9 protein-coding genes are annotated in these 13,903 nt (G+C 67.8%); 3 read left to right on the forward strand and 6 right to left on the reverse strand.

Annotated elements, in window-relative coordinates; translation table 11 throughout:
- Nucleotide 1 precedes the first annotated feature (1 nt).
- Together FG94_RS06850 and FG94_RS06855 are read right to left on the reverse strand one after the other, a co-directional pair.
- Complete coding sequence (locus tag FG94_RS06850) at nucleotides 2-607, reverse strand: outer membrane lipoprotein LolB (protein ID WP_036208835.1); 606 nt, start codon at nucleotides 605-607, stop codon at nucleotides 2-4.
- Nucleotides 608-641: 34 nt separating this feature from the next.
- Nucleotides 642-2,489, reverse strand: coding sequence for a tetratricopeptide repeat protein (locus tag FG94_RS06855; RefSeq protein WP_036208838.1), 1,848 nt, complete (start codon nucleotides 2,487-2,489; stop codon nucleotides 642-644).
- A gap of 114 nt (nucleotides 2,490-2,603) precedes the next feature.
- Here FG94_RS06855 and mutM point away from each other — a divergent pair, with 114 nt between their 5' ends.
- From mutM to mutY, 3 genes are read left to right on the forward strand one after another with little or no spacing between them, the layout of a single operon-like run.
- On the forward strand, nucleotides 2,604-3,437 hold the full coding sequence (mutM, locus tag FG94_RS06860; protein WP_036208840.1) for a bifunctional DNA-formamidopyrimidine glycosylase/DNA-(apurinic or apyrimidinic site) lyase: 834 nt from the start codon (nucleotides 2,604-2,606) through the stop codon (nucleotides 3,435-3,437).
- Nucleotides 3,438-3,456: 19 nt separating this feature from the next.
- Entirely contained in the window at nucleotides 3,457-5,364 is a 1,908-nt protein-coding gene (locus tag FG94_RS06865; RefSeq protein WP_036208843.1) for a dynamin family protein, read from the forward strand.
- Nucleotides 5,361-6,464, forward strand: a complete 1,104-nt coding sequence (gene mutY / locus FG94_RS06870) for an A/G-specific adenine glycosylase (protein ID WP_036208846.1) — start codon at nucleotides 5,361-5,363, stop codon at nucleotides 6,462-6,464. The genes FG94_RS06865 and mutY overlap by 4 nt, the downstream gene beginning before the upstream one ends.
- Nucleotides 6,465-6,665: 201 nt before the next feature.
- Here mutY and FG94_RS06875 read toward each other — a convergent pair whose 3' ends face one another.
- From FG94_RS06875 to pilQ, 4 genes are all read right to left on the reverse strand, one after another.
- Nucleotides 6,666-7,799, reverse strand: coding sequence for a deoxyguanosinetriphosphate triphosphohydrolase (locus FG94_RS06875; protein ID WP_036208850.1), 1,134 nt, complete (start codon nucleotides 7,797-7,799; stop codon nucleotides 6,666-6,668).
- A 5-nt stretch (nucleotides 7,800-7,804) separates the two neighbouring features.
- The gene (gene aroKB / locus FG94_RS06880) at nucleotides 7,805-9,448 is read right to left on the reverse strand and encodes a bifunctional shikimate kinase/3-dehydroquinate synthase AroKB (protein ID WP_036209319.1); all 1,644 of its coding nucleotides are present in this window, start codon (nucleotides 9,446-9,448) and stop codon (nucleotides 7,805-7,807) included.
- A gap of 113 nt (nucleotides 9,449-9,561) precedes the next feature.
- Nucleotides 9,562-11,661: an Ig-like domain-containing protein gene (locus tag FG94_RS06885; RefSeq protein ID WP_152570875.1), complete on the reverse strand. Its 2,100-nt coding sequence runs from the start codon at nucleotides 11,659-11,661 to the stop codon at nucleotides 9,562-9,564.
- 55 nt (nucleotides 11,662-11,716) lie between these two features.
- Nucleotides 11,717-13,903 (reverse strand): type IV pilus secretin PilQ, encoded by a 2,187-nt coding sequence (pilQ, locus tag FG94_RS06890; protein WP_036208856.1) that lies wholly within the window; start codon nucleotides 13,901-13,903, stop codon nucleotides 11,717-11,719.

Genomic DNA, 13,903 nt, shown 5'->3' on the forward strand with positions numbered 1-13,903 from the left:
CTTATCCCTGCCCTGCCTGATTGATGACAATGCGGATCTCGAGGTCCTGGATGTCGCCCACCGCGGCCCGGGTGGCGTGAATGACGCGCGGCGCCGGCTGGGCGGCATTCGGGTCCTGCCATTCGACGAAGCGCAGGCGCCAGCCGTCCTGCGTGACGACCTCGTTGCCTGCCGGCGATGCGCTGAAGCGCTGCCCTTGCGCGTCCACGGCATAGCCCTGCAGCCAGTCGCGCAGGCCGGACACCGGCAGCGGCCAGCCCAGCGTGCGCTGGCTCAGGGTGTCGACGTCGGCTTCCGTTACCGGCGCGCGACCGGCCTGGGTCAGCGTGGCCGACTGGGGCGTGACCTCGATGGTCGCGACCGTCTGGCCCAGCGGGTTGGCGATGGTGACATCCACACGGCCCGGGCGCTGCGCCCAGTCGAAATTGACGGTCATCGATTCGCGGTTGCCGCTCTTCTGGTAGTTGACCGACAGGCGGCCGTCCAGGTCGATGCTGTCGCGGTAGGCGCCCACGGTGGCGACATTGGTGCTGGTGGTGGCGCAGCCGGCCAGGGTGATGAAGGCAGCGCTGAGGGCGAGCAGGGACAGGCGTCGGGTAATCGGCATCGGCAATGGGTCGGAATCGAAAGCGTGGATTATTTCACAAGCTCTGGCGCAGGCGCGCCAGCGTGCTGCGCAGGGTGTCGTTCTGCGGGTCCTTGGCGCGCGCCTCGCGCCACAACTCCTGCGCGGCGACCTGCTGCCCCTTCTGGAACAGCACCTCGCCCAGGTGCACGGCGATTTCCGGATCGCGCCGCAGCGCATAGGCATTGCGCAGGTATTTTTCGGCCTCGTCCAGCTTGCCCAGGCGGTACTGGACCCAGCCCATGCTGTCCATGATGAAGGGGTCGCCCGGCGCCATCTCGAGCGCCTTGGCGATCAGGGTGTAGGCTTCCTGCAGGCGGACATTGCGTTCGGCCAGCGAATAGCCGAGGGCGTTGTAGGCGTGGTGGTTGTCCGGCGCCAGCGCCATCACCTCGCGCAGCAGCTTTTCCATCACCTCGACGCGGCCGACCTTTTCGGCCAGCAGGGCGAAGTCGTACAGCAGGTCCGGGTTCTTCGGGAAGCGCTTGGCGGCGGCTTCCATCAGCGTATAGGCTTCCAGCAGGCGGCCGGCATCGCGCAGCAGCTGCACCTCGGCCACCGCCACCTGGGCCTGCTGCGCCGGCTCGATGGGTTTCAGGCCGGCCAGCAGCTTGCGCCCGCCCGCCAGGTCGCCCCCCTTGGCCATCAACTGGGCACGGCGCAGCTGGGCGCTGAGCAGCAGCTCGGGGTCGGTGCCCGCGGGCACCTTGTCGAGCCAGGCCAGCGCGCCGGGGACATCGCCGCGCTCGTCCGCGATCTGGGCCAGGATCAAGAGCGCCCGGGTCGGGTCGCGCTCGTCGTCCGGATTGCGGCCGAGCACCTCGACGAAGCGGGTGAAATAGCCTTCGGCGGCCTTGGCGTCGTTCATCTGGGTGGCCAGCACGCCCAGCGCGTACAGGTTGCCGGCATCGTCCGGGCGTCCCTTGAGCAGGGTCTCGAACTGGGCGCGCGCCTGCGGGTACTGCTTCTGGTTGACCAGTACCCGGGCGTGCGCGGCGCGCACCTCGCGCGCCTCCGGATGGGTTTTCAGGAAGGCTTCCAGCATCGGGGCGATCTTCGCGTCGTCCCCGATGACCTGGGCCATTATGAGCACCGCGATTTCGGAATCCGGCTTGACGGCAAGCGCGGCCTGGGCTGCGCGCTGGGCCGCTTCCCGGTCGCCGCGCGCCAGGGCCGCCTGGGCGCGTACGATGTGCGCTTCGAACGTGTCGTTGTAGGGAGCGATGACGCGCTCGAGCATCGCATTGGCCGCGTCCTTGTCCTTGGCGCGGCCGAGCAGTTGCTGGATCTGGAACAGCAGCACGCCGCGCTTGTCCGCAGGCGCTTCCTTCAGGCGCTCCACGAAGATCGGTTCGACGTCGGCGATATTGTCCGAGGTGACCACCATGCCGACGAAGTACTGGGTTGCCTCGTCCGACTTCGGGTCGAGCTCGCGCCACAGGCGCACGGCGGCCAGGGTGTCGTCGGCCTGGCGCGCGGTTACGGCCATCTCGGCCGCGCGGCGCGCCAGGCGCGGGTCGCGCGTCTGCTGGGCCAGCGACAGCATGGTGAGATACGGGCCCTGCCAGTCGCCCTTGCGGAATGCAAACTCGGCCTTAAGTAACTGGTTCAGCATGCTGCTGGTCAGCTCGACCTTCGGCAGCCGCGCTTCCACCTCGGCTCGTGCTTTCGCCTCAGCCTCCTCCTCGTCGTCCGCCTGCGCGGTGTCGGCGTCGCCGGACTGCGCCTCGGCGTCGGCCAGCGGCGTGTCCGAAGTGGCGCTTGCGGCCCCGGGCGCGGCCTGTTGTGCGGTTTGCTGTCCGGGCGCGACAGCGCATGCCGCCAGGATGCTGGAGAGGGTTACAATGACGAAAGCGTTTTTCAAGGCAATTCCATTCTGAGATGTTGTCTCTGATTCTACGCTCAAGCATGCGCCCGCGTGCACTGCAGCGCGTTTACTTAATTGCTGCCTAAGAATTTACACCACTCCCCTTACCCCATGCCTGAACTGCCAGAAGTAGAAGTCACCCGGCGCGGTGTCGCGCCCCATATCGAAGGCCGCGTCGTCGAGGGGGCGGTCTTGCGCCGCGAAGGCCTGCGCTGGCCCTTCCCGCCCGGCTTGTCCGAGCTGCTGGCCGGACGCCGCATCCTTGCTACCGGCCGCCGCGGCAAGTACCTGCTGATCGAATTCGAGCACGGCACCCTGATCGTCCACCTCGGCATGTCCGGCCACCTGCGCGTGCTGCCGCCCGGGATCGAGCCGCGCAAGCACGACCACTTCGACCTGGTGGTGAACGGTCCGGAGGGCCGGCAGGTGCTGCGCCTGCACGACCCGCGCCGCTTCGGCGCCGTGCTCTGGCACGGCAAGGACGAGGGCGAGCTCGAAGAACACCTGCTGCTGCGCGGGCTCGGCGTGGAGCCGCTGGGCGAGGGCTTTTCGGGCGAACTCCTGTGGCGCGAGACGCGCAAGCGCAATGCGCCGATCAAGCAGGTGCTGCTGGCGGGCGACATCGTGGTCGGCGTCGGCAACATCTACGCCTGCGAAAGCCTGTTCCGCGCCGGGATCAACCCGAAGACGCCGGCCGCGCGCATCAGCCGCGCCCGCTACGACCGCCTGGCCGAGGCCATCAAGGACATCCTGGCGGCTGCCATCGTGCAGGGCGGCAGTACGCTGCGCGACTTTATTGCGGTAAACGGGCAATCTGGGTATTTCCAGCAGACATATTTCGTCTATGATCGTGCTGGAGTGCCCTGCCGCAACTGTGGGTCGCCGGTCCGCCAGATCAAGCAGGGCCAGCGTTCGACCTTCTACTGCGTGCAATGCCAGCGCTGAACGTAACGAACCCACAAAGATGCAGGATTTTCAACAGTATGGCGCCTGGCGCGCCGCCGTCGCGCAGCAGCTGGAGGGCTATGGCGCCGCGCTGCGCGAGGCCGCGCTGATCGACGGCGCCGGCGAGCAGCAGCTCGGGCGCGCCCTGGCGCGCCTGCGCGACGACCGCCTGTCGGTCGCCTTCGTGGCCGAGTTCTCGCGCGGGAAGACCGAGCTGATCAACGCGATCTTCTTCGCCGACTACGGCCAGCGCATCCTGCCGTCCAGTGCCGGGCGCACCACCATGTGCCCGACCGAACTGCTGTACGACCCGGCGCTGCCGCCCTGCATTCGCCTGCTGCCGATCGAGACCCGGCGCCAGCACCTGTCCACCAGCGATTTCCGTGAGGACGCCGCTGCCTGGACCGTGCTGCCGCTCGAACTGGACGCCCCGGAGCGCATGACGGAGGCCTTCCGCCAGGTGAGCCAGACCCGCCGCGTGCCCTCTCTCGAGGCGCAGGAATACGGCCTGTGGGATCCGGAAGACCCGGACCTCGCTTCTAGCCTGGGCGCGGACGGCACGGTCGAGATCCCGCAATGGCGCCACGCCATCATCAACCTGCCCCACCCGCTGTTGAAACAGGGTCTGGTGATCCTCGACACGCCCGGCCTGAACGCGATCGGCACCGAGCCCGAGCTGACCCTCAAGCTGATCCCCAACGCGCACGCGGTGCTGTTCGTGCTGGCCGCCGACACCGGCGTGACCAGGAGCGACATCGACGTCTGGCGCACCCACATCGGCGCCGGGCCGGGACGCCTGGCGGTGCTGAACAAGATCGACGCCATGTGGGACGAACTGCGCTCGCCGCAGGAAAACGAGGCCGAGATCGCACGCCAGCAGCACGATGCCGCCCAGCTGCTCGGCCTGGATGCCGCACGCGTGCACCCGGTGTCAGCGCAGAAGGCCCTGGTCGGCAAGATCAACGGCGACATGGCCCTGTTCGAGAAGAGCCGCCTGGGCCTGCTGGAAGCCGCGCTGTTCCACGACCTGGTCCCGGCACGCCGCGCCATCATCGCGGGCCAGCTGCGCGCAGACCTCGAGCAGCTGGCAGCCGGCCAGCAGGCGCTGGGCGCGGCGCGCATGCGCGACCTGGTCGAGCAGTTGCAGGAACTGAAAAGCCTGCGCGGCAAGAACCAGGGCGTGATCGCCCACATGATGCGCCGCGTCGAGCTGGAAAAGAAGGAATTCGACGCCAGCCTGTTCAAGCTGCAGGGCACGCGCGCGGTGTTCGCGCGCCTGTCCACCGAGCTGTACTCGACGCTGGGCATGGACGCCGTGCAGGAGCACACCGAGGCCGTACGCGCGGCCATGCAGGCGGCGCGCTTCGCGACCGGCATGCGGGCGCCGGTGCGCAGCTATTTCGAGGCGATGCGCGCCAACCTGGAGGCGTCATCGGGCAAGGTCGGCGAGATCGGCGCCATGATGGACAGCATGGTCCGCAAGTTTTCAAGCGAGCATGGCCTGTCCCTGAGCAGCCCGATGTCGCTGTCGCTGGAGCGCTACCGGCGCGAAATCGATGAGGTGGAAGCGCTGTTCCTGAAGCAGTTCGGCACCGCCACCCTGCTCATGACCAGCCGCGCCACCCTGCTCGAGCGCTTCTTCGACTCGATCGCCTCGCGCGTGCGCCACATCTTCCGCGCCGCCAACACCGATGCGGAAGCCTGGCTGAAGGTGATCATGGCCCCGCTCGAGACGGCGATCCGCCAGCACCGCGACCAGCTGCGCCACCGCCAGGCTTCGATCCAGCGCATCCACGACGCCACCGACAGCCTGGAACAGAAGATCGCCGCCTTCGAGAGCAGCCAGCAGGCCTGGGACGGCACCCGCGCGCAGCTGGCGGGCATGGCGGAGCAGCTCGCCGCAGTATTGGAGAAACAAGCAGCATGAAACGCCTCACCGAATTCGACCAGCTGGCCGACCCGACCTTCTCGCAGGCGGTAATCGACTGGCAGCGCAGCCACGGCCGCCACACCCTGCCCTGGCAGAACACCACCGACGCCTACCGCATCTGGCTGTCCGAGATCATGCTGCAGCAGACCCAGGTAGCGGCAGTGCTCGGCTACTACGCGCGCTTCCTGGAGCGCTTCCCGACCGTGCAGGCGCTGGCCGAGGCGCCGAGCGAGGACGTGATGGCGCACTGGAGCGGCCTGGGTTACTACACCCGCGCGCGCAACCTGCACGCCTGCGCCAAGCGCGTGGTCCAGGACTACGGCGGCGTGTTCCCGAGCGACCCGGCGCTGCTGGCCGAGCTGCCCGGCATCGGCCGCTCGACCGCCGCGGCGATTGCCGCCTTCTCCAGCGGCGCACGCGCCGCGATCCTGGACGGCAACGTCAAGCGCGTGTTCGCGCGGGTGTTCGGCATCGACCAGTATCCGGGCGAAAAACGGGTCGAGGATGCGCTGTGGCGGCGCGCCGATGCGCTGCTGCCGGCGGAAGGGATCGAGTCGTACACGCAGGGCCTGATGGACCTGGGCGCGACGCTGTGCACCCGCAGCCGCCCGGATTGCCCGCGCTGCCCGCTGCAGGCGAGATGCGTCGCCTACGCGACCGGGCGCACGGCGGAACTCCCGGTACGCAAGCCGAAGAAGGCCACGCCGGAAAAGCGCGCCGCACTGCTGGTGGTGATCGACCGCGGGCAGGTGCTGCTGGAGCAGCGCCCGGGCACCGGGATCTGGGGCGGGCTGATGTCGCTGCCGGAGGTCGACGGGCACCTGGGGGTGGATGTGGATGCCGTGTCGTCGCCGGAGGTGGCCGCCGCCGCGGCGCAGTTCGGGACGGTGGACGAGGTGCAGGCGCTCAGGCCGCTGGTGCATGTGTTCACCCACTACAAGCTGCATATCGCGCCGTGGCAGGTGACGCTGGATGCACGTGGGAGTGCAACCGGCAGGCACCTGTGGTGGGACCTGCATGCGATCGGAGAGGCGCCGCTGCCGGCGCCGGTGAAGAAGCTGCTGCAGGAGCTGGGGACGCCGGGCCTGTTCGACTAGGCCTCAGAAGTTCGTAGGGTGGGCGGCTCCACCCGGGAACATGCCGAACGCTCCATGAGCGCCGCCCACGCGTTCAAACTACGGCGACGCGGCCCGTGCGCCTGTTCTTCTACCTGCTGAACGCGTGGGCGGCGATATTGCTCTTGCTGATCGCATGACCGGGTGGAGCCGCCCACCCTACGATAATCAGCGGCTGTTGACTCAGAAGTGATCGAGCGAGAAGATGCGCCGATGCTCCCGGATCGCATACCGGTCCGTCATCCCCGCAATGTAATCCGCAATCTTCCTCGCCTGCCGCATCGGATCCCCTTCCACCTGGTAATCGTTCGGCAACAGCACCGGATCGCTCAGGAAGGCCTCGAACAGCTCGCGCACGATGCGGCTGGCCTTCACGCGCATGCGGTTCACCTGGAAGTGCCGGTACAGGTTCGCGTACAGGAAGCGTTTCAGCGCCGTGGTCTCCGCGCGCATCTGCGGCGAGAAGCGGATCAGGGGCGGCGAGGCGCGCACGTCGTCGATGTCCTTCGGCGCCGCTTCCTCCAGCAAGGCCCTTGAGGTCTCGACCAGGTCGGCCGTCATCGCCGTGATCATCAGGCGGATCGTCTCGTACAGCGCGCGCCGTCCCGGCAGGCCCGGATACTGGGTCTCGACCGTATGGCGGTGGCGCGCGAACAGCTCGACTTCTTCCATCTGCGCCATCGTGAGCAGGCCGGAGCGCAGGCCGTCGTCGATGTCGTGGTTGTTGTAGGCGATCTCGTCGGCCAGGTTGGTCAGCTGCGCTTCCAGGCTGGGCTGGCTGCGCTCCATGAAACGGCGCCCGAGCTCGCCCAGCTGGCGGGCGTTCGCCAGCGAGCAGTGCTTGAGGATGCCCTCGCGGGTTTCGAAGGTGAGGTTGAGGCCGTCGAAGGCGCCGTAGTGCTCTTCCAGCTCGTCCACCACGCGCAGGCTCTGCAGGTTGTGCTCGAAGCCGCCGTAGTCCTTCATGCACTCGTTGAGCACGTCCTGGCCGACGTGGCCGAAAGGCGTGTGCCCGAGGTCGTGCGCCAGCGCGGTGGCTTCGACCAGGTCTTCGTTCAGCCCCAGGCTGCGCGCCAGCGTGCGGCCGATCTGGGCCACCTCGATGCTGTGCGTGAGCCGGGTGCGGAACAGGTCGCCCTCGTGGTTCAGGAAGACCTGGGTCTTGTACTCGAGCCGGCGGAAGGCGGTCGAGTGGATGATGCGGTCGCGGTCGCGCTGGAACTCGCTGCGCGATCCTGCCGGCGGCTCGATGTGGGTCCGGCCGCGCGACTTCGACGAATGGGCTGCATAAGGGGCAAGGCGTGCGTCGAAGTCCATGGCGTTTACTCCTGGCAGGCGGCCACGCAGTTGGCCAATGTTGCCCGCAGGACCTCCGGCGGCGCCGTCGTGATCGACGGGCTGCCCAGGGGCTTGAGCAGGATGAACTTGATCTCCCCGCCCTCGTTCTTCTTGTCCACCGCCATCAGCTCGATCCAGCGATCAAGGCCGAGGTCGGGCGCCACGGTCGGCAGGCCGGCCGCCTGCACCAGCTTGCGCACGCGCTCCACGGTCGCCGCGTCGATCAGGCCGAGGCGCGCCGACAGGTCGGCCGCCATCACCATGCCGCAGCCGACGGCTTCGCCGTGCAGCCAGGTGCCGAAGCCCAGGCCGGCCTCGATCGCGTGGCCGAAGGTATGGCCGAAATTCAGCACCGCGCGCAGGCCACCTTCGCGCTCGTCCTTGCGCACGACTTCCGCCTTGATCTCGCAGGAGCGCGCGATCGCGTAGGCCATCGCTTCCGGCTCGCGCGCCACCAGCTTGGCGATGTTGGCCTCGATCCACTCGAAATAGGCAGCATCGAGGATGGCGCCATGCTTGATCACCTCGGCCAGGCCGGCCGCCAGTTCACGCGGCGGCAGGGTGTCGAGGGTGGCGGTGTCGGCGATCACGGCGCGCGGCTGGTAGAACGCGCCGATCATGTTCTTGCCGAGCGGGTGGTTGATGCCGGTCTTGCCGCCCACCGAGGAATCGACCTGCGACAGCAGCGTGGTCGGCACCTGCACGAAGGGCACGCCGCGCATGTAGCTGCTTGCTGCGAAGCCGGCCAGGTCGCCGATCACGCCGCCGCCCAGCGCCACGACGGTGGTCTTGCGGTCGCACTTGTGCTGGAGCAGCGCGTCGAACACCAGGTTCAGCGATTGCCAGTTCTTGTGCTCCTCGCCGTCCGGCAGGATGATCTCGACCACCTCGCGGCCGGCGGCGCGCAGGGCGCCGGCGACGCGCGCCAGGTACAGCGGCGCGACGGTGGTGTTGGTGACGATGGCGGCCTTGCCGCCGTCGATGTGGCGCGCCAGCAGCGCGCCGTCGTCCAGCAGGCGGGGGCCGATCGTGATCGGGTAGCTGCGCTCGCCCAGTTCGACGTTGAGGATGGTGGGTGCCGCTTGGTTCATTGCGTTCATCGGGTCGCTTGCCAGCCGGCGCGCGCGGGCGGACGCATAAGCGGCATCCTGCGCGACGAGCTGGTCCAAAATGATCTGTACCATCGATTGTACGTTAGGTCGGCCGGTATCGATGACGAGGTCCGCGATCTCGCGGTACAGCGGGTCGCGCTGGGCCAGCAGTTCCTCGAGTTTGGCGCGCGGGTCGGCGGTCTGCAGCAGCGGGCGGTTCTTGTCGTGCGCGGTGCGCTGCAGGATGCTGCCGATCGAGGCGCGCAGGTAGACCACGGTGCCGCGCTCGGCCAGCAGCGCGCGGCTGGCGGGATTCAGCACGGCGCCGCCGCCGGTGGCCAGCACCAGGCCGTCCTGGGCGCTCAGCTCGCGGATCATGTCCGCTTCGCGCCGGCGGAAACTGGCCTCGCCCTCGATCTCGAAGATCCAGGGAATCGAAGCCCCGGTGCGCGCTTCGATCTCGTGGTCGGAATCGACGAAGCGCATGCCGAGCTTGCGCGCCAGCTGGCGGCCGATGGTGGTCTTTCCCGCCCCCATCAGACCGACCAGGAAGATGTTGTTGTTCTTGGGATGAGGCACTGCCAGGTCCGCAGAAATGAAAAAAGACGGCCAGTATAGACTGGCCGCCTCTTTTTGCGTCAAATCCGCCCTTAGATGTACTTGAACTTGTAGGAGGTCACCGTATTTCTCGGGGTTTTGACGTCCAGGGTAAACGCGCCCGGACTACAGCTGGCGTCCGGCGTCACCGTGATGGCATGCAGCGTTCCTCCGCGCGCCGTGGTATTGACTACCGATGCCGGGGCCACGGTTGAGACCGTCACGTTGGTGGCATCGGTCGTCACGAGCGTCGTGTTCCTCGGCATTGGATTATTCAGGCTGTCGGTCAGGCGGAAGTGCAGATCAACCGCCGAGCAGGCCGCACCGTTCTTGCCCTTCAGGTCAGTCGCTTCACCGTCGGCCGCAGTCCAGTCGCGCCAGGTGCCGTCGCTTTCGCGGAACTGCCGGATCAGGCGCGCATGGGAACCGCTGAACACAAGCTCGATCGAGCGGCGGATGTAGTTCAGGCCCCATTCCTTGTTACCCTCCGCCTTGTAGCCGCCACCGCCGTAGGGGAATGGCAGGTCGCCCTTCTGCGCGTTGTAGACACCGTCACCGTCGGCATCCAGGAACGGGTCGCCCATATCGCCCTGCTGCCCGGTCGCGGGCTGCGGGAATTCTTCGCCGCCGCTGAGGCATTTGTCGACCAGCGGACGGTAGGGCGTGGCGGCCGGGGAGAGGCAGGTGTACTGTCCGTCGCCGTTCGCGTCCACGAAGTTCTCGATACCCTGGGCGTAGGCCAGCACGGTGACGCGGGCGTCCAGCGGGCGGAATTCCTGCGAGCGCAGGATCACGGTGCATGCACCGTCCTTGGTCAGGCAGGCGCCCTGGGCCGCCGAGCCGATCGAACCGCCTTCGGTCACGAAGTTGACCGCGGTGTTGTCCGACACGGGGTTGCCGTACTGGTCAGCCATCATCACCGTGACCTCGGTTTCCTCGCCGTCGCGGTTCCATCCCTCGATGTTGTAGGTCTCGGCGCTCATCGACATGAACTTCTGGATCGGCAGGCCGGTGGACACGGTCAGCGTGTCGGACAGGCCGCTGATCTTGACGCCATTGCGCGTCGCCTCGGCCAGCACACGCACCGGGGTCGGAATCGTGCCCGACGAGACCATGGTCGTGACCAGGCCGCTCGCATCGGTGGTGGCGTTCCTGGGCAAGACGGCCAGGCCGCCGGTGGTGGTGGTCGGGGTAAAGTCCACGTTCACGCCGCGCAGGCCGTTGCCCTGCTGGTCGACGACACGGAAGCTCAGCTGGGCCGTTTCCAGGCGGCCCAGGCCTCCCGAACCCTTCAGGACGATCGAGTTGCCGGTGGCGCTGCTGCCGGTGAACTGGATGGCGCCGATGTTGGCGGCATCGACGTCGATACCGATGGTCTGGCTCGAGTTGCCGACCGAGACGGTGATGGTGTCGCGCCCCAGGGTGCAGCCGTTGTTGGTGTAGGTGGCAACCTGGACGCCGTTGGCGAAGGCGCCCGGCACCAGGGTGGCGCTGCCCATGCCCACGCACAGCGAGCTCATGTTCAGGCCCGACACCGAGCTTGCGGGCTGGCCGCCGCTGGTCACGGGGATGTTCAGCGACACGGTGCTGAAGGCCGGCAGGCGGCCGGTCTGGGTCGAACCGAAGCTCAAGGTGCCGACCGTCAGGGGCGCGGCGCCGACGGCGATATTGCTGGTAGCAGCCACGGTCTTGCCTTCGACCACCGAGGTCGCGGTGATCCCGGTCGCGCCGGCCGAGGTGGTGCCCGCCGGCTTGACCGACACCACGGCCACGCCGTTGGCATCGGTCAGGGCGGAGCCAGTGTCCGGAGTGAAGGTAACGAGGCTGGCGGCGCTCGCGCTGAACTGAACGATGACGTTCGCGGCCGGCTTGCCGGCGGCGGTCAGGACGGTCGCCTTGACCGAGGCGCTCTGGCCGCCGGACAGCGAGGTGATGGCGGCGCCGCTGCCGTCATTCAGCGCAAGGCTGACCTTCGGCTCGCTGGCGGTCGGGGTACCGGTTCCTCCAGTGCCCGTGCCGCCCGAGCCGGTGCCGCCCGTGGCGCCCGGATTGCCGCCTCCGCCGCCGCAGGCAACGAGCATGGCGGCGGCAAAGCCGATCGCGGTCCAGCGGCCGATCGTACTCCGGACATCATGTTGTGGAGAGTAAGGCATGACTTCTGTTCTTTCTATTGTTATGTCGTTGTAATGTCTCGTTCGGGCGCCGCGCTCAGCGTCCCGCCGCCGCGTCGGTCACGATCTTCGGCGTGATGAACACCAGCAGTTCGGTCTTGGTGCTTTCGCGTCCGGTCGTCTTGAACAGGTAGCCGAGCACCGGCACGTCGCCCAGCAGCGGGACCTTGCTTTCGTTGTTGCGTTCGGTCTGCTGGTAGATACCGCCCAGCACCACCGTGCCGCCGTTCTCGACCATGACCTTGGTCTTCACGTGCTGCGTATTGATCGCCGGGCCGGCGCGGGTTTCCTCGCCCTTCGAGTCCTTGTTGACGTCGACGTCGAGCACGACGTTGCCGTCCGGGGTGATCTGCGGCGTCACCTCCAGGCGCAGGTTGGCCTTCTTGAAGGTGATCGAGGTCGCGCCGCTGCTGGTGGCGACCTGGAACGGCAGCTCGACGCCCTGCTCGATCACGGCGACCTGCTTGTCTTCGGTGACCACGCGCGGGCTCGAGATGATCTTGCCCTTGCCGTCGGCTTCGAGCGCCGACAGTTCCAGGTTGAGGAAGCGGTTGGCGGCCGAGGAGAACAGGCTGAAGGCCAGCGAGGACGCCGGCGTGCCGCCGATCGGCGCGGCCGGCAGGTTGACCATGGTGGTGTTGGTGTAGCCGTCGCCTTCGTCCGGGGTCTGGCCGGTGACCTGGCCCACGCCGGTCAGGTTGCCGCCGATCGCGACGCGCTCGTTGCCCTTGACCTGCCAGCCCGAATCGCCGCCGCGCAGGGTGCGCAGGTCGGCGAAGCCCAGCTTGGCGCCGAGGTTGCGCGAGAAGCCGTCGTTCGCTTCCACCAGGCGCGCCTCGATCAGCACCTGCTTGGAGGCGACGTCGGTCTTCTGGATCAGCTTGCGGATGTCCTCGATCTTGGAGGCGATGTCGGTCACGAACAGCTGGTTGGTGCGCGGGTCGATGATGGCGCTGCCGCGCTTGGACAGCACGCGGTTCCGGTTGCTGGTGTCGGCGGAAGCGCCGCCGTCCGGATCCAGGCCGAACACGGTGCGGAAGGCCTCGACCTTCTGGTAGTTCAGCTGGAAGATCTCGGAGCGCAGCGGCTCGAGGTCGGCGATCTGGGCGCGCTGCTCGAGCTCGAGCTTTTCCTTGGTCAGCAGTTCCTCGCGCGGCGCGATCCACAGCACGTTGCCGTTCTTGCGCATGTCCAGGCCCTTGGCCTGCAGGACCACGTCCAGAGCCTGGTCCCAGGGCACGTCGCGCAGGCGCAGGGTCAGGTTGCCAGTGACGGAATCGCTGGTGATGATATTCAGGCCCGAGATGTCGGCGATCGCCTGCAGCGCGGCGCGCACTTCCACGTTCTGGAAGTTGAAGGACAGCTTCTCGCCGCGGTAGCCGCTGGCGTTGCCGCCCGGACGGTTCGGGTCTTCCTTGACCGGACGCACGTCGACGATCAGCTGGGTGTCGCTCTGGTACACCGACTGTTCCCATGCTCCTTGGGCATCGATGGTCATGCGCACGTTCTCGCCCTGGGCCGCGGTGGTGATGCGCGAGACCGGCGTGCCGAAGTCGGTCACGTCGAGGCGGCGGCGCAGCGTCTCCGGCAGGCCGGTGCGCAGGAAGTCGACGATCACCTGGTTGCCGGCCTGGCGCACGTCGACGCCGACCTGGCCGTTCGGCAGGTCGACCACGACGCGGCCTTCGCCGTTGCTGCCGCGGCGGAAGTCGAGGTCGCGCAACATGTGCTTTCCAGCCGAAACCGCGGGCGCGTTCGATGCGACCGGCATGCCGGAGGCGTTCACGGCCTGGGCCACGCCGCCCGAGCCTTCGACGGTGACGATCACCGACTTGCCGTCGATGGCGGTGGCATAGTTCAGCGCGCGCGCCATGTTCAGCACCAGGCGGGTGCGCGCGCCGGCCTGCACCACGTTCAGGCTGCGCACGTCGCCGAGGTTGATGTCCTGCGAGGTCTTGCCGGTCGCGTTGCTGGTGGCGCCGAAGTCCAGCGCGATGCGCGCCGGATTGGTGATCGAGAAACCGATCGGCGGCTTGGCCGGCGCTTCGCGCATGGCGATGTTCAGGACCACGTTGGCGCCCTGCTGGTTGGCCGTGATCGATTCGATGGCGTTGCCCTGGGCCGCGGCGGCGCCCGCGGCAAGCGTCATCAGGACAGCAGCGCCGCAGCGTGCCAGCCAGGCCGGCACGGTGATGCGGAGGGTGCGAATGGTTTGCGTGTTCAT

The sequence above is a fragment of the Massilia sp. LC238 genome, from assembly GCF_000735635.1.
Lineage (GTDB): Bacteria > Pseudomonadota > Gammaproteobacteria > Burkholderiales > Burkholderiaceae_D > Telluria > Telluria varians.